10 protein-coding genes are annotated in these 20,506 nt (G+C 63.6%); 6 read left to right on the top strand and 4 right to left on the bottom strand.

From position 1 onward, the window contains the following. Positions 1-223 precede the first annotated feature (223 nt). The 3 genes from CSQ95_RS16490 (at position 224) to gap (ending at position 6,290) form a co-directional block, all read left to right on the top strand. The gene (locus CSQ95_RS16490; protein ID WP_070219250.1) at positions 224-2,962 is read left to right on the top strand and encodes a TonB-dependent receptor; all 2,739 of its coding nucleotides are present in this window, start codon (positions 224-226) and stop codon (positions 2,960-2,962) included. Between the two features lie 243 nt (positions 2,963-3,205). Continuing rightward, positions 3,206-5,203: a transketolase gene (gene tkt, locus CSQ95_RS16485; RefSeq protein ID WP_099410281.1), complete on the top strand. Its 1,998-nt coding sequence runs from the start codon at positions 3,206-3,208 to the stop codon at positions 5,201-5,203. A gap of 76 nt (positions 5,204-5,279) precedes the next feature. Then, positions 5,280-6,290 (top strand): type I glyceraldehyde-3-phosphate dehydrogenase, encoded by a 1,011-nt coding sequence (gene gap / locus CSQ95_RS16480; protein ID WP_010395244.1) that lies wholly within the window; start codon positions 5,280-5,282, stop codon positions 6,288-6,290. 196 nt (positions 6,291-6,486) lie between these two features. Here the strand turns inward: gap and CSQ95_RS16475 are convergent, their stop codons facing one another. The 3 genes from CSQ95_RS16475 to glnE all read right to left on the bottom strand — a co-directional run bounded on the left by CSQ95_RS16475 (position 6,487) and on the right by glnE (position 10,623). Further along, on the bottom strand, positions 6,487-7,251 hold the full coding sequence (locus tag CSQ95_RS16475; RefSeq protein ID WP_099410280.1) for a YoaK family protein: 765 nt from the start codon (positions 7,249-7,251) through the stop codon (positions 6,487-6,489). A gap of 27 nt (positions 7,252-7,278) precedes the next feature. Beyond that, positions 7,279-7,770 (bottom strand): cache domain-containing protein, encoded by a 492-nt coding sequence (locus CSQ95_RS16470; RefSeq protein WP_083287269.1) that lies wholly within the window; start codon positions 7,768-7,770, stop codon positions 7,279-7,281. Between the two features lie 96 nt (positions 7,771-7,866). Further along, on the bottom strand, positions 7,867-10,623 hold the full coding sequence (glnE, locus tag CSQ95_RS16465; protein WP_373632178.1) for a bifunctional [glutamate--ammonia ligase]-adenylyl-L-tyrosine phosphorylase/[glutamate--ammonia-ligase] adenylyltransferase: 2,757 nt from the start codon (positions 10,621-10,623) through the stop codon (positions 7,867-7,869). A gap of 259 nt (positions 10,624-10,882) precedes the next feature. Here glnE and CSQ95_RS16460 point away from each other — a divergent pair, with 259 nt between their 5' ends. The 3 genes from CSQ95_RS16460 to tldD are packed head-to-tail and all read left to right on the top strand — an operon-like array spanning position 10,883 to position 17,380. Then, entirely contained in the window at positions 10,883-15,058 is a 4,176-nt protein-coding gene (locus tag CSQ95_RS16460; RefSeq protein WP_306532529.1) for a YhdP family protein, read from the top strand. A gap of 36 nt (positions 15,059-15,094) precedes the next feature. Beyond that, positions 15,095-15,895: a carbon-nitrogen hydrolase family protein gene (locus CSQ95_RS16455; protein WP_099410278.1), complete on the top strand. Its 801-nt coding sequence runs from the start codon at positions 15,095-15,097 to the stop codon at positions 15,893-15,895. 24 nt (positions 15,896-15,919) lie between these two features. Beyond that, positions 15,920-17,380: a metalloprotease TldD gene (tldD, locus tag CSQ95_RS16450; protein ID WP_099410277.1), complete on the top strand. Its 1,461-nt coding sequence runs from the start codon at positions 15,920-15,922 to the stop codon at positions 17,378-17,380. A gap of 199 nt (positions 17,381-17,579) precedes the next feature. Here the strand turns inward: tldD and CSQ95_RS16445 are convergent, their stop codons facing one another. Further along, positions 17,580-20,420, bottom strand: coding sequence for a TonB-dependent receptor (locus tag CSQ95_RS16445; protein WP_099410276.1), 2,841 nt, complete (start codon positions 20,418-20,420; stop codon positions 17,580-17,582). Positions 20,421-20,506: the final 86 nt, after the last annotated feature.

Genomic DNA, 20,506 nt, shown 5'->3' with positions numbered 1-20,506 from the left:
GATGTGATTCGGTATGGCATGGGGAGACGCCGCACGTTTCAATGCCCGGGCCTATGACCCCGGGCGCGTTGCGGCCAGCTTAAATTGGTTGGACAAGCATGCCATTGTAGCGGGAGGGGCCTTGCAGTTTTTCGCAAGACCATGAGAGATTTAAGTGATTATAAAAATACAAACTAATCGCTTATCAAGTGATATCAGGGATCATGAAAAGGAATAAGTTATTATGATGTTTCGCGAAAAAAAGAGTGTGCAGGTGGTGAGATTGGCGTTGGCTGCGTTCGCCGGAGTCGCAACGATGAGCGTGCATGCGCAGGAAGCGATCGATGCGCCGGTGCCTAAGGTGCAGCGCGTCGAAATCACCGGTTCGAGTATCAAACGCATCGAAGCCGAAGGTATTTCCCCGATCACCGTGATGACGCGCGAATCGATTGCCCGTTCTGGCGCGACGTCGGTGCTGGATCTGATGCGCAACCTGACTTCTGCAGGCGGTAACGGCGGTGAGCTGGCGACATCGAGTTCCTTCCGAAACGGCGCCACCAGCGTCTCGCTGCGCGGTCTGCCGACCCTGATTCTGTTGAACGGCTATCGCCTGCCGGCGTCCGGTTCGGACGATTATAGCGGCCAGACCTCGGTCGATCTGAACGCCATTCCGCTGTCGGCCATCGAGCGCATCGATGTGCTCAAGGACGGCGCCTCGGCCATCTACGGCACTGATGCCGTCGGCGGCGTCATCAACTTCATCCTGCGCAAGGATTACCAGGGCTTGACTCTCGACGCCAGCACCGGTTCGACCACCTATGGCGACGGGCAAAACCATAAGGTGTCCGTGTCCGGCGGTTTCGGCGACCGTGACGCACAGAAATTCAACGTGACTTATTCGGCCTCGTACGAAAAAACCAAGGCTATCCACGGCGTCGACCGCGATTGGGCGAACAGTACCGATTTCACCGGCCACAATGGCGGCCTGTATCAGGGTGGCGTGTACGGCGCCAAGGGCCGCGATCCCGGCACCATATCGCTGGGCGGTTCGCAGCGCATGCCCGATCCGGAGTGCGACGCGGCCCACAGCAAGCCCTATCCGGATGCGCCGGAATGGGTGGCTGCGCCGAATCGCAGCTCCTGCATGTATTCCGCCGCTGAGTCGATAGACTTGGTGCGCCCGTCCACACGGTACGGCGGGGCGGTCACGGCGAACTGGGATTTGACGCCGGATGTATCGCTGTTCGCCAATCTGTTTTACAACCACTTCGACACGCGCGTCCAAGGTTCGCCGGCCTGGATTCAAAATGCCGACCGCTCCGGCGTGCTGCGTGTGGCGGCGAACAACCCCTTCAATACCTACGGCGTGCCGGTCAATATCCGCCGCCTCTTCCCTGCCGCCGAGGGTGGTACGGGCACCAATGTAGACACCACCTGGCTGGTTGGCGGCGCCACCGGCCGCGTAGCCAACTGGGATTGGACCGTGTCTGTGGGCCACAGCCAAGAGAAGGGCGAAACGCGCGTGTACGGCTCCTTCATGCACGATAAATTGCAGAGTTACCTGGCGCAGGGCAAGTTCAACCCCTTCGGCGGCAACCATAATTCGGAGCAGATCATCAACGAACTGACGGCCGACCAGTACACCAAGACCAAGTCCTCGACGGACTTTGCCAAGGTGACTGCTTCCAGCGAATTTGGCCAACTGCCCGGCGGCAAGATCGGTGTGGCCGTCGGTGCCGAGTACAAGCGCGAGAAGCTCAGCTACGATCCGTCGCAGGCTTGGCGCGATGGCGCGATCGGCATCTACTCGACCCTGCGCGGCATCGACGGCTCTGAGTCGCTCGGCGCCGTGTTCGGCGAGTTGGCCCTGCCGCTGCTGAAAAACCTGGAAGCGCAGGCGGCCGTCCGCTATGATCGCTACCAGTTGGCTGGCGGTACCACCAACCCGAAGCTTGGCCTGCGCTGGACCGCCTTGCCGACCTTGATGTTCCGCACCAGCTACAGCACCGGTTTCCGCGCGCCGACGTTGTCGCAGCGCTTTAACGAAGGCCGCGGCGGTTTTGTCGCGACCAAGGATCCGAAGCGTTGCATCGTGGGTGACGCGTATTTTGACACCGCTTGCAGCGGTTCGGCGCTGTCTCTGCTGTCCGGCACGAAGGATTTGAAGCCCGAAAAATCGAAGCAGTTCAACCTGGGCGTGGTCGCCGAACCGATCAAGAACCTGACGCTGGGTTTAACCTACTGGAATATCAAGTGGAACGATCGCGTCGAGAATCTTGACAACGAAACCGTGTTGGCGGGCGAGGATGGTCAGTACAAGGACGCCGTCACGCGCTATGCCGTCACGGCGGAAGACCAAGAGAAGTATAACGCGCTGAGCGCCGCCCAGCGCGCGACGCTGGGTCCGTTGGTAGGTCGCCTGAAGCAGCTGCAGGTTGGCCTGATCAATCGCAGCAAGGTCGTCACCGACGGTCTGGATGTCGAAGCGTCGTACACGCTGCGCACGGCCGAGATGGGGCGTTTCAAGGTGTTCGGCGAGGCGAGCTACACGCTGTCCTACAACCGCACGCTGCTGCCTGATGATCCGGCGATCAATTGCCCCAACAACACGGCTTGCGAGGCCGGTGAATACGGCTATCCTAAGCTGCTGGCCAAGCTGGGTGTCAACTGGGACCGCGGTGCTTGGGCGGCGACGACGAGCGCTAACTTCACTTCGCATTACCACGTGGACCGGACACCGTCGGCGACGATCAACCTTTACTACGACGAGTACGCGAACGGCCTGATGATCCCGAGCGCGACCCTGGTTGACGCCTCGCTGTCCTACAGCGGCTTCAAGAACCTGGTGCTGCGTGGTGGCGTCAATAACGTGTTCGACCGTGCGCCGGCATTCGATCCATCGTCGAACATCGGCTACGACACCGCCTACGGCAATCCGCGTGGCCGCTACATCTACATGTCGGCGTCGTACTCCTTCAAATGACGTGAGGGTGGACTGACGGGTGGGGCGGGCCGATTTGCGGCGCGCCCCGCAGCGGCGTACGTCGCGAAAAACCGGGCCTGGCCCGGTTTTTTTTCGCCCCTGCCGGGCGCAAGTGGCACAAGCTGCGGCGGCGGCGTTGCGCGGTTTGATTTTTCCCCTTGTTGGTCTGGTAAAATACATAGCTCTGACTGCGCCCAGCTGCGCTGCAAACGAATTTAAACTCCGCGACTGACCCACACCATCATGACAACTACGCTCCCGACTACCAAAATGGCCAATGCGATCCGCGCACTGGCAATGGACGCTGTACAAAAGGCCAATTCCGGCCATCCAGGCATGCCGATGGGCATGGCCGAGATCGCAGTTGCCCTGTGGAGTGGTCACTATCGCCACAATCCCGCGAACCCGAAATGGCAAAACCGCGACCGTTTCCTGTTGTCGAACGGCCACGGCTCGATGCTGCACTACGCGCTGCTGCACCTGACGGGCTACGACCTGTCGATGGATGACATCAAGGCCTTCCGCCAGATGCATTCGAAAACCCCGGGCCACCCGGAAGTCGATATCACGCCGGGCGTGGAAACGACCACCGGCCCGCTGGGCCAGGGCATCGCCAACGCCGTCGGCATGGCCCTGTCAGAGCAATTGCTGGCCGCTGAATTCAACAAGCCTGGCCACGACATCGTCAACCACTACACCTACGCTTTCGTCGGTGATGGCTGCCTGATGGAAGGTATTTCGCACGAAGTGTGCGCGCTGGCCGGCACCCTGGGCCTGAATAAACTGATCGCCCTGTACGATGACAACGGCATTTCCATCGACGGCAAGGTCGAAGGCTGGTTCACGGACGATACCCCGGCCCGCTTCGAAGCGTATGGCTGGAACGTCATCCGCGCCGTCGACGGTCACGATGTGGCCGCCGTCGCTGCCGCCATCGCCGCCGCCAAGACCGCATCGAAGCCAACCCTGATCTGCTGCAAGACCATCATCGGCAAGGGTTCGCCGAACCTGCAAGGTGGCGACAAGGTCCACGGCGCCGCGCTGGGCGACAAGGAAATCGCTGCCGTGCGCGAATACATCGGCTGGGATGCTGCACCGTTCGAAATGCCGGCCGACGTGTACGCCGCGTGGGACGCCAAGAAGCAGGGCGCCCTGCTGGAAGCGGACTGGAACGAGCGTTTCGTCGCCTACGGCCGCGAATTCCCGCAGCAAGCCGCTGAACTGACCCGCCGCATGCAAGGCGAACTGCCACAGGCATTCGAAGCGGCCCTGAGCGCCGCCATCGCGTCCTGCGTGGAAAAGAAAGAAAACATCGCTACCCGCAAGGCCAGCCAGAACGCCATCCAGGCACTGGCTTCGTCGCTGCCGGAATTCCTCGGCGGCTCGGCCGACCTGACCGGTTCGAACCTGACCAACTGGAAAGAGTGCGTGGCCGTGCGTTCGGGCCAGCCTGGCAACCACATCAACTACGGCGTGCGCGAATTCGGCATGAGCGCCATCATGAACGGCATTACCCTGCACGGCGGCTACATCCCGTTCGGCGCCACGTTCCTGACGTTCTCCGACTACAGCCGCAATGCGCTGCGCATGGCCGCCCTGATGAAACTGCGTTCGATCTTCGTGTTTACCCACGATTCGATCGGCCTGGGCGAAGACGGCCCGACGCACCAATCGGTCGAGCACGTCTCGTCGATGCGCCTGATCCCGAACCTGGACAACTGGCGTCCATGCGACACCGTCGAGTCGGCTGCCGCCTGGGGCGCCGCCGTGCGCCGCAAGGACGGTCCGTCGACCCTGATCTTCTCGCGCCAGAACCTGCCGTACCAGGAACGTAGCGCCGAACAGATCGAGAACATCTTCCGCGGCGGCTATGTGCTTAACGACGTGGCCGATGCCAAGGCGATCCTGATCGCCACCGGTTCCGAAGTGGAACTGGCCGTCGCAGCCGCCAGCGCGCTGGCCTCGGAAGGCATCAACGTGCGCGTCGTGTCGATGCCGTCGACCGACGTCTACGACCGCCAGGACGCCGTCTACAAGGCCAGCGTGCTGACGAAAGGTGTGCCGCGCGTGGCCATCGAAGCGGGCGTGACCAGCTTCTGGTACAAATACGTGGGCCTGGAAGGCGCCGTGGTCGGTATCGACACGTTCGGCGAATCGGCGCCGGCTGGCGTGCTGTTCAAGCACTTCGGCTTCACGGTCGAGAACGTCGTCGCCAAGGTGAAAGCCGTTATCGCTGGCTAATATTGATTTTTAACGGTCCTGGCGATATTGTCGCCGGGGGCGTGCATGTACCTTCTTTTTTAATCAGGAGCAGAGTATGACGATCAAAGTTGCAATCAATGGCTACGGCCGCATCGGCCGTAATGTGTTGCGCGCTTTCTACGAAGGCGGCAAGAAACAGGATATCCAGATCGTTGCCATCAACGATCTGGGCGATGCCAAATCGAACGCCCACCTGACCCGCTACGACACTGCGCACGGCAAGTTCCCGGGCACGGTCACCGTCGAAGGCGACAACATGATCGTCAATGGCGATCCGATCCGCGTGTTCGCACAGCGCAACCCTGCTGAAATCCCATGGGGCGAGCTGGGCGTGGACGTCGTGCTGGAATGCACGGGCTTCTTCACCACCAAAGAGAAGGCTTCGGCTCACTTGAAGGGCGGCGCGAAAAAAGTCATCATCTCGGCACCCGGCGGCAAGGACGTCGATGCAACCGTCGTGTTCGGCGTGAACCACTCGGTGCTGAAATCGACCGACACCGTCATCTCGAACGCTTCGTGCACCACCAACTGCCTGGCACCGCTGGTCAAGCCATTGAACGACGCCATCGGCATCGAAACGGGCCTGATGACCACCGTGCACGCCTACACCAACGACCAGGTGCTGTCCGACGTGATGCATGAAGATCTGCGCCGCGCCCGTTCGGCCACCATGAGCATGATCCCGACCAAGACGGGCGCCGCCGCCGCCGTGGGCCTGGTGCTGCCTGAGCTGAATGGCAAGCTGGACGGCTTCGCCATCCGCGTGCCGACCATCAACGTGTCGCTGGTCGACCTGTCCTTCATCGCCAAGCGCGACACCACCGTGGAAGAAGTCAACGCGCTGATGAAAGCCGCGTCGGAAGGCGCCCTGGAAGGCATCCTGACGTACCAGACCGAACCGCTGGTCTCGATCGACTTCAACCACAACCCGGCTTCGTCGAACTTCGATTCGACCCTGACCAAGGTGTCGGGCCGTCTGGTGAAAGTATCGTCGTGGTACGACAACGAATGGGGTTTCTCGAACCGCATGCTCGACACCACCGTCGCACTGATGTCGGCCAAGTAATTTTTTGACCGCATAAGAAAAAACGCCCTTCGGGGCGTTTTTTTTTCATTCGTGAATTTGCGACGCCTAACAAAACCGTAGCGAGCGGCAGTGATTTGTGGCCGAGAAGCGCAACCGTACTTTAGTACGGGGGCGCCGAGCCGGTGAGCATCGCCGGCCGCAAAGCGCGACGCGCAGTAGGTTTTGTTAGGTGTACCTACAGGCGGCGCCGGTAGAAGCGCCACAATACGCGCAGGTCGCGCAGCACGGGCACGCCCGACAGTAAAGTCAGCACGCCGGCGAGGATGATGGTGGCGGCGGGAAAACCGATGTGCTTGAAGGCCAGGGCGCCGCTGACGCCGCCGATGAAGAAGCAGCTGATCAGCAGGCTGTGTGTCCTGAGCTTGCCCCGGTTGACCTTGACCACACGGTCCGGCAACTCCCTGCGGTTGTAATACGCCATCTTGCCCAGTTCGATACCGATATCGGTCGACAGCCCCGTCACATGCGTGGTGCGGATGACGGCGCCCGAAATCTTGGTGATGATGGCGTTCTGCAAGCCCATGACAAAGCACAGCAGCAAGATGGTGACGGGGCCCAGCACGTCGGGCATGGCGGCCAGGTAATTGCCCGTCAGGCCGAACAGCAGCAACAGCGCCGCTTCCAGCAGCAGGCTGGCGGCAAACTGGCTGTGCAGGCGGCGCCGCTTGCCCCAGTTCACCATGATGGCCGTGACGGCCGCGCCGCTGACGAAGGCCAGCCAGGCGCCCAGCGCGGCCAGCGCCACTGTTACGTTGCCCAGCGCCAGGTCGTCCGCCATGCCCGAGACGATGCCCGTCATGTGCGAGGTATAACCGCCGATGGCAAGAAAGCCGCCCGCGTTGACGGCGCCCGCCACCAGCGCCAGCACGCAGCCCAGCTGCAGGTTGGCTTGCGTATCGCGCGCCGATCCGCTCAGACGGGACAGGTAATGGAGCGGCATGCGGGCGCGTTTTCCTCTTGCCGTGGCTTATTTATAGATGCCGGAACCGACGATCATATTGTCGACCCGTTCGATGTAGCCGGATTTTTGTTCGACCACCTTGGTCAGGGGATTGGGCCACTTGAAGTCTACCCAGCCGCGTCCGGCCGGCGTGCTGGCCGTGGCGATCAGCGACTTGATGACGGCCTTGCCTTCATTGTCCTTCAGGTCGATCAGGTTCTTGCCGACCATCTTGGGATTGTTGCCGTGCGCCAGGGTGACGCCATTCATGTCGTACACATAAATGTACAGGTCGCGGTCATGGAAGCTGGTGTTGGCGGGATCGGCAATGGCGGCAAAGGCCTTTTCCTTGCCGTCGGCCTTGATCATGGCCACGGCGCGCTTGGTCATGGCGATGGCTTCATCCGCGCTGCCTCTGGGGGCGGCCCATGCCGTTGCCGGCATGGCGCAGAGGATGAAACTGGCAACGAGGGCGTGGATGCCCGTTTTTACACTTGCCGTTTTTACACTTGTCTTCATACGCTGTCTCCTGGTATGGGCAACCCCGGCGCGGCCTGTTGTACGGCACCACTGGGAAGTGGAGTTGCCTGTACGTATCATACGCCGGCGCCGGGCTTATGCAATCGTCGCGGGAAAGATCGTGTGCCACAGGCGCATCACGTTGTCCGCATGCACGCGCACCCGCTCCGGTTCCACCCGGGCCAGATCCTGCCCTTGCAGGCGCAGCTGGTGCTGCAGCTTGCGCAGCGCGCGGTAGGCGTCGGCGACCGAAGCGGCCAGGCTGGCGTCGATCAGGCCCAGCTCGCCGCACAGGCGCAGCAGGGCGATATTGCCCGAGTTGGCCGTCAGCTGCGGATACTGCGCCGCATGCTGCAGCACCAGGTATTGCACCATGAACTCGATGTCGATCATGCCGCCCGGATCCTGTTTCAGATCAAAGCTGCCGGGACGGGGCGGATGCGCATCGAGCATCTTCTTGCGCATGGCCACCACTTCGCCCTTGAGCGGACCGTTTTCCGGGCGTTCCTTGCGCAGGATCGTGTCGCGGATGCGCTCGAAATGCTTGCCGATGCTGACGTCGCCGGCGCAAAAGCGCGCGCGCGTGAGCGCCTGGTGTTCCCACACCCAGGCCGCGCTGCTCTGGTAGCGCTCGAAGGCCTGCACGCTGGAGACCAGCATGCCCGAGGCGCCGTCGGGGCGCAGGGCGATGTCGATGTCGAACAAAATGCCGGCCGAGGTGTGCGAGGTCATCCAGGTAATGAAGCGCTGCGCCAGCTTGGCGTACAGGCCGGGCGCTTCCTGGTCGTCGTCGTCGAAGAGGAAAATGACGTCGAGGTCCGAGACATAGCCCAGTTCCTTGCCGCCCAGCTTGCCATATGCGATGACGGCGAATTTCGGCACCTCGCGGTGGCGCGCAGGTAACGTTTGCCAGACGGCTTGCACGGTGGCGGCGACGATGATGTCGGCCAGCTGCGACAGGTAATCGGCCAGCTTTTCCACGCTCAGGTCGCCCGCCAGGTCTTGCGCCAGGCACTGGAACAGCTGCGCGTGGTGCATTTCGCGCAGGATATCCATCTGCCGCTCCGTGTCGCCGGGGGCGTCGTCGAGCTGGCGCTGCAGGTCCAGCGCCAGCGCGGCCGGATCGGGCACCGTGTTGCGGATGCGTTCATCGAGCAGCTCGTCGAGCAGGATCGGGTGCTGCGTGAGGAAGGTGGCGGCCCAGCCGCTGGCGCACACCATGCGCACCACGCGCTCGAGCGTGTGCGGGTACTCTGTCAGCAATGACAGATAGGCCGAGCGGCGCGCGATGGCTTCCAGGAAATCGAGCAGCCGGCCCAAGGTGGCCAGCTGGCTGGCATTGCCGTTGGACACGGAGCAATCGGTGATCAGGGGCAGGGCGGAATTGACGAGGGCCACCAGGCGCGTGCGGCTCGCCTCGGGCAGGGACTGCAAACGCGGCGCCTGCCACGTGGCCAGCAAACGGCGCGCGCAGGCGGTGGGTTCATGGAAACCCAGGGCGGCAAAGCGCGCCTCGATGGCTTCCTGCTGGTCCGAGGCGGCGCAGTCGTTCGACGTTTGCGGGTCGATGCCCGTGTCGGCCGGCGGCGTGCCGCTGCTCTTGTCGCTGAACATTTCGTCGAATTGACCGGCGACAAACACGCGGTGCGCTTCCAGCTGGGCCAGCAGGGTGGGCGTGTCGGGCAAGCCCATCATCTGCGCCACGGTGAGACGGTCGGCCTCGTTGGCGGGCAGGGTGTGGGTTTGCGCATCGTCAAGATACTGCAGCCGGTGTTCGAGGTTGCGCAGGAAAGTGTAGGAAGCGAGCAGTTGTTCCACGATGGCCGGTTCCAGCAAGCCCTTGTCTGCCACCGTGCGCAGGGTGGCGCGCGTGGAACGTTCGCGCAGCTCGGCGTCGCGCCCGCCGCGTATCAATTGAAACACTTGCGCGAGGAATTCGATTTCGCGGATGCCGCCGCGGCCCAGCTTGACGTTGTTGCTGCGGTCCGGGTGCAGCCGCTCCTGGCGGTTGACCTCGGCACGGATCTGGCCGTGCATGGTGCGGATGGCGTCGATGACGCCGAAATCGAGGTAGCGGCGAAAGACGAAGGGCCGCACGATGGCGTCGAGCGCGGCGATGTCCTCGGGCTTGCCCGTCACGGCGCGCGCCTTGACCCAGGCGTAGCGCTCCCATTCGCGGCCCTGCACGATCAGGTATTGCTCCACCATGCCCAGGCTGGCGGCCAGCGGACCCGAATTGCCGTTCGGGCGCAAGGCCATGTCCACGCGGAACGTAAAACCGTCTTGCGTGATCTCGGCCAGGGCGGCGATCAGTTTCTTGCCCATGCGAATGAAAAACTCGTGGTTGGACAGGCTGCGCTGGCCCGGCTGGGTCGCTTGCGTGTCGCCATCTTCCGGATACACAAAGATCAGGTCGATATCCGACGAGACGTTGAGTTCGCCGCCGCCCTGCTTGCCCATCGCCAGCACCATCAAGGCCTGTTCCTCGCCTGATTCCTCGCCGACGGGCATGCCGTGCAGGGCCACCATTTCGTCCATGATGGCGTCCACATGCGTGCGGATGGCGAAATCGGCAAAGCCCGTCATGGCCGTGACGACTTCATGCAAGTCGGCCTGGCCGCCAAGATCGCGCGCGATCAGGCTGCAGACGAGCAGATTGCGCAGGCGGCGCATGGCCCGCTCGGGCGGCAGCGGCGGCGTGGCGGCGTTCGATTGCTCGGCCAGCGCGGCGGCAAAGTCGAGCCCGTCCAATGGTGCGCGCACCAGTTGCGCTACCTGCGCGGCGCGCTCGGGGGCGGCGTCCAGCCAGCGCTGGTAGAAACGGGAGGCGGAGATCAAAGGCTGTGTGCTCATGGTATCGGTAAGGGTCTCGTGGATGCTGCGTGCATGTTCTTGTTTAACTTGGCGGCGAACGGCGGGGGATGCGGTAAAATTGTGCCGCCGGCCCAATACCGCCGGTAGTGCGTGCTCTTCCGAACGATGGTAAGGGAGGCTTTGCTCAGACGCAAGCGCAAGGATGCAGGCGCGCACCACGAATGCAGACGATTTTTGCCATTATTTGACGCCGGGCCAGTTTATTAGCTTATTGATGCAAAAACCGCCAGAAGCAAGCGTGACAGAGCATGTGCCCTTGGCCCTGCGCTGGCAGCGGCTGCGTGCCGCCTATCGCCTGGCCAACCTGGCCACCCACCATGTGCTGGGTTTTACCATCAAACTGGTGCTGCTCGCGTATTTCGCCTTCGCCGTGCTGTTTTTATTCCTGCGCTACGCGATCCTGCCGAATATCGATTATTACAAAGGCGATATCGAGCGGGCGGCCAGCCGCGCGCTGGGCAACCCTGTCAGTATTGCGCGTATTTATGCCTCCTGGCATGGCGTGCGGCCCAATCTCTTCTTCGGCGACGTGACCCTGCGCGACCAGGCGGGCCGCCAGGCGCTGAGCCTGCCGAGCATATCGGCCACCGTGTCGTGGTGGAGCGTGCTCGGTTCCGTGCGCTTCACTACCCTGGAAATCACGCGGCCCGACCTGGACGTACGGCGCAGCAAGGATGGCAAGCTGTATGTGGCCGGGGTGTTGATCGACAGCACGCAAGGCAGCGATGGCAAGGGCGCCGACTGGCTGCTGTCGCAGCATGACATCATCATTCGCGACGGCAAGGTGCGCTGGACGGACGAAGCGCGCGGCACGCCGGAGCTGGCTTTATCCCAGGTCAATCTGCTGCTGCGCAACCGCTGGCGCAGCCACCGGCTGGGTTTGCAGGCCACGCCGCCCGCCAGCCTGGCCGCGCCCATCGATGTGCGCGCTCACTTCACGCATCCGCCTTTCAGCACGCGCATCTCCGATGTATCGATGTGGAAGGGCGAGCTGTACGCGGACCTGAAAAACGCCGACCTGGCCGCCTGGCGCCGCTACCTCGATTACCCGTTCGAGCTGAGCCAGGGCAAGGGCGCGCTGCGCGCCTGGCTGAGCCTGGATCACGCGCGCCTGGCCGGCTTCACGGCCGACGTGGGCTTGACCGAGGTGCAGGCGCAGCTGGGCGAGCATATCGCGCCGCTCGACCTGCTGTCGGTCAGCGGACGCATTTCGGCCAAAGAAGAGCTGTCGGCGCAGGTGCCCGACGGCAAGCCCACTTTTGGCGTGAATGGCCATCAGGTGGAGTTGACGAATTTCGCGGTGGAAACCCGCGATGGCCTCAGCCTGCCGCCCACGACCTTGTCCGAGCGTTTCATCGCTGCCACGAAGCGCAAGCCGGCGCGCACGGAAATCACGGCCAAGTCGCTCGATTTGCAAACCCTGGCCGCGCTGGCCGACAAGCTGCCGCTGGGCGAGCAGCAGCGCCAGCGCCTCGACGCCTTGGCACCGCGCGGGCGTTTGCAGGATTTTTCAGCGCAATGGGAAGGAGAGATGGCCACCCCCGCCAGCTACCGTCTGCGCGGCAAGCTCATCGATCTGGGCCTGAATGCGCAGCCGGCGCGCCTGGCCGTGGCGAAGACGGCGACCAGCCCCGCGCAGGCCGCCGCGCCCGCCATTCCCGGCTTCGATAAGCTCACCGGCAGCATCGACGCCAATGACAAGGGCGGCACCATTGCCATCGACGCGCAGGACCTGGTGCTGCAATTGCCCACGTACTTGAGTGAGCCGGCCTTGCCGTTCGAACAATTCGCCATGCAGGCGCGCTGGACGTTTGAAGCGGCCAATATGCTGCGAGTCGAGCTGGACAAGCTCGATTTCAATCAGCAAGGCTTGCGCGTCGCCTTGCAAGGCACGCACCGGATGCCGCTCGACGGCAAGAACCTGGGGCAGGTCGATTTGACGGGCACGATCGACAATTTCCAGATCAACACCATCGGCCGCTACCTGCCGCTGCAAACGCCCGAGCACCTGCGCCACTGGCTGACGGGGGCGCTGGAAGGCGGCATGGCGCACGATGTCAGCCTGCGCCTGCGCGGCGAACTCGAACATTTTCCCTTCAAGGCCGACACGCCCGCCCAGCGGAATGCCGCCCAGCGCAATCGCGGCGACTTCCGCGTGGCCGGCAAGATCGAGAATGGCAAGCTGAACTATGCGCCCGGCGAATTTGCGGAAAGCGGTCCGCTGGCGGGCAAGGCGCCCCTGTGGCCGCAGGCGGAAAAGATCAAGGGCAGTTTTGTGTTCGAGCGGGCGCGCATGGAAATTCGCGGCGACACGGCCACCACGGGCGGCGTGGCCTTGACGAATGTCAAAGCCGTGATCCCCGACCTGACCGTCTTCGACACCTTGCTTGACATTGAAGGCAATGCGGCCGGCCCGATGCAGGAATTCCTCAAGTACGTGACGGCCAGCCCCGTGCTGGGCTGGATCGAGCATTTCACGGACGAAACGACGGCGACGGGCAACGCCAGGCTGGCCCTCAAACTGCACTTGCCGATCGAGCGCATGCTCGAGTCGACCGTGCAGGGCAGCTTGCAGCTGGCGGGCAACGACGTGGTGCTGTTCCACGACATGCCGCCCGTGCTGGGCACGCAGGGCAAGATCGAGTTCAACGAAAAGGGCGTCAACCTCAATGGCTTGAATGGCAGCCTGCTGGGCGGGCCGCTGGCCATCTCGGGCGGCACGCAGGCGGACAGTTCGATTCAAGTGAAAATCGCCGGCAACATGACCATCGACGGCTTGCGCAAGACCTATCCGGCGCCCGTGCTGCAGCGCCTGGCGAAACATTTGAATGGCGGCGCGCGCTACAACGGCTTGATTACGGCGCGCGACCACCAGGTGGTGGTCAATGTCGAGTCGCCGCTGACGGGCCTGGGCCTGGATTTCCCCGCTCCCCTTAAAAAGCCGGCCGGCGACAGCCTGCCCGTGAAATTCACCCTGACGGGCAATGCGGCCAACGGCGCGGGCCTGCGCACGGATGATATCCGTATCGCGCTCGGCTCCGGCATCGCTGCCCGCTACCAGCGCCAGAAGCAGGGCAAGGACGCCTGGCGCCTGGTGCGCGGCGGCATCGGCGTGAACGTGCCGGCGCCCGAGCCCGATAGCGGCATGATGCTTAACGTCAACATGAAAACCCTGGACGTGGACAGCTGGATCGCCGTCGGCAGCGAGATCGCCGGCAGCGCCCCGGCGTCCGGCGACAGCGGCGCCGCCGACGATGCGCCCGATATCGCGCAATATGTGGTGCCGGACATGATGGCGGCCCGTGCCAGCGAACTGATGCTGGGCGAGCGCAAGCTGGAAAACGTCGTGGTCGGCGCCACGCATCAAAAGGATGTGTGGCAAGCCAATATCGACGCAAAACAAGTGTCGGGCTATGTGACGTGGCTGGAAACGCCGTCCGGCCTGGGCAAGATGACGGCGCGCCTGTCGTCGCTGATCATTCCGGAGTCGGCCGCCAACGACGTCAAGAATTTGCTGGAAGGAAAGAGTGGCGCCCAGTCGATCCCCTCGCTCGATATCGTTGCCGAGCAATTTGAACTGTTCAACAAGAAGATCGGTCGGCTGGAGTTGCAAGCCTATAACACCATGGCGGCGGGCGGGCGCGAGTGGCGCGTGGGTAAGCTGCAACTGTCGAACGCCGATGGCGCGCTGAGCGGCAGTGGAAAATGGGTCATCAAGGATGGACAAAGCACGACCAGCCTGCGATTCGGCCTCGACATCGTCGATGCAGGCAAGCTGCTCGACCGCTTCGGTTTTGCCGACACGGTGCGCCGCGGCAAGGGCCGTCTGAGCGGCGATATCGCCTGGAATGGCTTGCCGTATTCGCTAGACATCCCCACCTTGTCGGGACAGATCGAGATGAAGGTGGAATCGGGCCAGTTCCTCAAACAGGACCCGGGCGCGGCCAAGCTGCTGGGCGTACTCAGCCTGCAAGCCTTGCCCCGCCTGCTGAAACTCGATTTCCACGACGTGTTTTCCGAAGGCCTGGCCTTCGACGGCATCACGGCCAACGCCAGCATCAAGCGCGGCGTGGTGACCACCGACAATCTCAAGATGCATGGCGTGGCGGCCACCGTGCTGATGGATGGCACGGCCGATATCGCCAATGAAACGACGAATTTGCACGTGGTGGTGATCCCCGAATTCAACCTGGGCACGGGGCCGCTCGTGTACGCGCTGGCCGTCAATCCCGTCATCGGCCTGGGCAGTTTCCTGGCGCAACTGTTCCTGCGCGCGCCCGTGATGAAGGCACTCACCTACCATATGCAGATCGCCGGCCCGTGGAAATCGCCCGTCGTGACCAAGCTCGATGGTGGTAAATTGGAACCTGTCGCCATGCCCGCAGCGGCGGCGAGCGATGCCGTGGCGAAATAAATGCCATTCGGCAAGGTCGAATGTACAAGAGGTGAAATGATGCATACAGTTGCAGCAGTACAAATGATTTCCTCGCCTTCCGTGGAAGACAACCTGGCCACGGCGCGGCGCCTGGTGGCGCAGGCCGCCGCCGGTGGCGCGCAGCTGGTGGTGCTGCCCGAATACTGGGCCATCATGGGCAAGCAGGAAACGGACAAGCTGGCCCACGCGGAACAGCCTGGCAGCGGCCCCATCCAGGATGGTATGGCGCAGATGGCGCGCCAGCACGGCATCTGGCTGATCGGCGGCACCTTGCCCCTGATTTCCGGCGAGGAGGGCAAGGTCCTGAACACCACGCTGGTGTACGACCCGCAAGGCGAGCCGGCCGGCCGCTACGACAAGATCCACCTGTTCGGTTTTACGCGCGGCACCGAGTCGTACAACGAATCGCGCACCATCGTGCCGGGCGCGCAGGTACGCGCTATCGAGACGCCGTTCGGCCGCGTTGGCCTGTCCATCTGCTATGACCTGCGCTTTCCCGAACTGTACCGCGCCATGGGCGATTGCGTGCTGATCGTCGTGCCGGCCGCGTTTACCCATACGACGGGCAGCGCCCACTGGGAAGTGCTGCTGCGCGCGCGCGCCATCGAAAACCAGTGCTATGTGCTGGCCTCGGCGCAGGGCGGCCTGCATCCGAACGGCCGCCGCACCTGGGGCCACAGCATGCTGATCGACCCGTGGGGCGAAGTGATCGCCGTGCTGCCGGAAGGCGAGGGCGTGGTCAGCGGCGAGATCGACCTGGTGTTTTTGGCCGGCGTGCGCGAGTCCCTGCCCGCGCTAACCCATCGGACGATGTAAATTGAATGTTGAGAAAAGATAGCCATGATTCCATTTGAACCCAATCTGTCCAGCCTGGCCGTGGCGCGCGATATCCTGCTCACGCCGTTCGGCCTGGACGAAGACAAGCTGCTCAAAGCCCTGGGCACGATGTTTACGCACAAGGTCGACTATGCCGACCTGTATTTCCAGTCGACCAAGAGCGAAGGCTGGAGCCTGGAAGAGGGCATCGTCAAGACGGGCAGCTTTTCCATCGACCAGGGCGTGGGCGTACGCGCCGTGTCCGGCGACAAGACGGCGTTTGCGTACTCCGATGACATTTCCGAGCGGGCCCTGCTGGAAGCGGCGGCGGCCACGCGCACGATTGCGCGCGCGGGCGCCGGCAGAATCAAGATCGCGGGCCGGATGCAGCCGCAGGGCGGACGCTCGCTGTACCTGCCCAACGATCCGCTCGCTTCGCTCGATGCCACGGCCAAGGTGCAGCTGCTCGAGCGCGTGGAAAAGATGGCGCGGGCGAAAGACCCCAGAGTGGTGCAAGTGATGGCGGGCCTGGCCGGCGAGTACGACGTGGTGCTGGTGCTGCGCAGCGACGGCGTGCTGGCGGCCGATATCCGCCCGCTGGTGCGCGTGTCGCTGACCGTGATCGCGGAACAGAATGGCCGCCGCGAAACGGGCTCGGCCGGTGGCGGCGGGCGTTTCAGCTACGACTATTTCAGCGATGCCGTGCTGGAGCAATATGCCAGCGATGCCGTCAATTCGGCGCTGGTGAACCTGGAAGCGCGCCCCGCGCCCGCCGGGCCCATGACCATCGTGCTGGGACCGGGCTGGCCCGGCATCTTGCTGCACGAAGCGATCGGCCATGGCCTGGAAGGCGATTTCAACCGCAAGGGTTCGTCCGCGTTTTCGGGACGCATCGGCGAACGCGTGGCGGCCAAGGGCGTCACCGTGGTCGATGACGGCACCCTGGCCGGCCGGCGCGGTTCGCTCAATATCGACGACGAGGGCAATCCCACGCAGTGCACGACCCTGATCGAAGACGGCATCCTGAAGGGTTACATCCAGGACACGATGAACGCGCGCCTGATGAAGATGCCCGTGACGGGCAACGCGCGCCGCGAATCGTTCGCCCACCTGCCCATGCCGCGCATGACGAATACGTATATGCTGGGTGGTGACAAGGACCCGGGCGAGATCCTCGCTTCCGTGAAAAACGGCTTGTATGCCGTCAACTTCGGCGGCGGCCAGGTCGATATCACGAATGGCAAGTTCGTCTTCTCGGCCAGCGAAGCGTACATGATCGAAAACGGCAAGCTCAGCTACCCGGTGAAGGGCGCGACCCTGATCGGCAACGGTCCGGACGTGCTCAACCGCGTCTCCATGATCGGCAACGACATGCGCCTCGACTCGGGCGTGGGCGTGTGCGGCAAGGAAGGGCAAAGCGTGCCCGTGGGCGTGGGGCAGCCAACCTTGCGCCTCGACGGCATCACGGTCGGCGGCACGGCCTGATTTTTCTGAACACGGGGCGGCCAACACGGTTGTCGGATTACGCCCTCCGGGCTAATCCGACCTACTTTCTCTGACATGGCGCTCGCGTAGGTCGGGTTAGCGCAAGGCGCGTAACCCGACACCACTGCCGGCAGCGTCAACACGGTTGTCGGATTACGCGTGGCTGCGCCCCGCTAATCCGACCTACGCTCCCGATTTTTCAGAACTTGTATTTCACTCCCGCACTGATGAAGCGTCCCGCCGCGCCCGCGTAGTCGAGCGGGTTGTAGCCCGTGGCGCCATACGTCAGCGGGTCGAGCGGGGCGATCTTGTCGAACAGGTTCTGTATCGTCGCAAACACTTCCAGCTTGGGCGTGGCCAGCCAGCGGGCCGTCAGGTCTACCGTGGTGAACGAGGCGATGCGGCAGCCGCGCGGCGCGTCCGTGCCGTCGGCGAAATGCGTGGCGCAGCCGTCCGGATCATTCTTGAACAGCACGTTGTCGAGTGGCGCGCGGTAGTTGACGTTGGCCGTGACCCGCCAGTTCTGGCGTTCCCAGGTGGCGCCCAGGTTGATGCGGTCGTCTGGCGTACCCATGCAGTTGGACACATCGCAATTGCCATGCGTACCGGCAAAATCGCGCTGCGTGCCATCCTGTTCCGTGCGCAGCCATTTGTACAGATGCGTCCACTTCAGGTCGAAGGTCAGGCTGCCGTAGCCGTTGTCCAGGTTGAAGCGCTGGCGGGCGTCGATATCGATGCCGCGCACCGTTGTCTGCGCCGAATTCACATAGTTGGCCAGCACGGCCGTGATGGCGCCCGGATCGCCGGCAATACCGGTGGCCGTGGACGGGTCGCGCGCCACATGGCCTTCCGCGATGGCCGCATCCGTTTGCTCCTGGTTGATTTCATTCTTGCGGCGGATTTGCCACAGGTCCACGGAAATACTGCTGCGCGGCAGCGGGTCCCACACGGCGCCCACGGAATAGCTGCGCGAACGCTCGGGCGACAGGTTCGGATTGGGCGAGGTGATGACGGCGATGGAAGCCGGATCGCAAGCGGCCTCCACGCCCAGTGCGCAGCGCAGCGGATCGCTGGCGGTGGCAAACGCGGCCAGGCCGCCGACGCCGTTTTCCGCCGCACTGGGCGCGCGGAAGCCCTTGGCGAAGGTGCCGCGCAGGGCCAGTTCGCGTATGGGCGTCCATTTCACGCCCACTTTCGGCGTGTAGGAATTGCCCACGTCCGTGAAATGGTCGGCGCGCAGGGCGCCTGACAGCTCCACGGTTTTCAGCACGGGCGCCAGCACTTCGGCATAGATGGCCGAGGCGTTGCGGCTGCCCTTGTAGGCGGAATAGCCGAGGCCAATGATATTGCCCCGTTCCGTGCCCGTGGTGGGCTTGAGTTCCGTCGCTTCGTGGCGGAATTCCGCGCCCACGGCCACCCCGAGGCCGCCGCCGTCGAGCTTGGCCACCTCGCGGCTGGCCTTGAAGTCGATCTGCGCGATATGCGTCTTGGCATCGTTCGAGATGCGCGGCGACAGGGCTGCGTACAGCGCGGGCGAATTGAGGCCCGCGTTTTCCGCGATGCGCCACAGGCTGCCCGCCGGCAGGGCCGCATACGCGGGGTTCAGGCTGGCCGCCGCCACATTGGCGGCCGTGGGGTTGAGCAGGGCGAAGGCGACGTCGCGCTGCAGATAGCCGTTCAAGTCGTTCGAGACCTTGTTCTGCGAGTAAAGCAAGGCGCTGTCGATATCCCAGCCCGCCACGCTACCCTTGATGCCGGCCACGAAGCGCGTGAAGGTGGAGTCGACTTCCGACAGGCGCGGTCCCACGTCGGCCGCCAGGTAGCGCAGCCGCGCCGCGGTGCCGAAATACGGGTTGTCCGGGTGCGCAGCACCGAGCGACACGCCGGCATTGCTGACGGGTCCGCCGGGATAGCCGACCGAACCGCTGACCGTCGAAGGCGTGGTGGCCGAGTTCGATTCGCTGTGATACACGTTCAATTCGGCATACGTTTGCAAGGCCGGCGTCAGTTGCCAGGCGGCGCGGCCGAAGAAATTGATGTTCTTTTGCTTGGGCTGGATCTGGCCGTATTGCTGCGCGGCATCGGTCAGGCAGCCGCCGCCCGGGTCGCCTTGCGGATGCGTGGTGAAGTTGCCGCATGCGGCGCCGGGAAAGGTGCGCGTAAAGCCCACGCCGGCCAGGTTGCCGCGGTTGTAGTAGTCGAGCGTGTCGGGATTGCGCACATTGCCGTTGACGGCGCTGCCGGCCGCGTTGTTGGTGGTGATGGCGCCCGCGCCGCTGAGGGTTTCCTGCGCGCTGAAGCCCAGGTCGCGCAAGTCGCTGCGGCCGACGGCGCCCCGTCCGGCCCGGTCGCGGTTCCAGATGGCGGCCTTTTCGCTGTACTCGAGGTTCAGCAGCACGTTGTAGCGGTCGCTGTCGATGTCGCCGAAGCCGTGCGTGATGGCGGCGCGCGCGTCGCGCCCGTCCCATTCCTTCGTTTTGCCGTAATTGCCCTTGATGGCCGTGCCCTGGTAGTCGCGCCGCAGGATCACGTTGACCACGCCGGCGATGGCGTCCGAACCGTAGATGGCCGAGGCGCCATCCTTGAGGATTTCCACCCGTTCCACTGCTTCCAGGGGAATGATGTTCAGGTCGGCAAATACCTTCTGGCCATCGTCGGCCAGGCCATACGGCGCCACGCGGCGCCCGTTCAGCAGCACCAGGGTCGAGGCCGTGCCCAAGCCCCGCAGCGATACGCCGGAAGCGCCGGCGGCAAAGCCGTTGCCGAAGGTGGTGGGCACGGAGCCCTGATTGTCGACGGCCAGGGTCTGCAGCAGTTCGGCCACGCTGGACTTGCCCGATTTTTCAATGTCGGCCGCGTTCAGGGTTTGCACGGCCGACGCCGTTTCCGCTTGCGCGCGGCGGATGTTCGAGCCGGTGATTTCCACGCGGGCAATGGGAGCCGCTTCCTGTGCCAGAACGGGCAGGGCGAGCAGGGCGCTTGCCAGAGCCAGGCCCATGCGTGGCGGTGAAAATGGATGGGCAGATTGTTTGTAGATCATGCGAGTCTCCGGAAGGTCAGACAGAAAAAGGTGAGGTACACCTTGCAGTCTTGGCCGTGCGGCCTGGCGGGGATTCGATCTACATC

It is taken from the genome of Janthinobacterium sp. BJB304 (genome assembly GCF_002735765.1).
Classification (GTDB): Bacteria; Pseudomonadota; Gammaproteobacteria; order Burkholderiales; family Burkholderiaceae_D; genus Janthinobacterium.
Note: the sequence above shows the minus strand (reverse complement) of the source record. Positions and strands in the feature narration are given on the sequence as shown.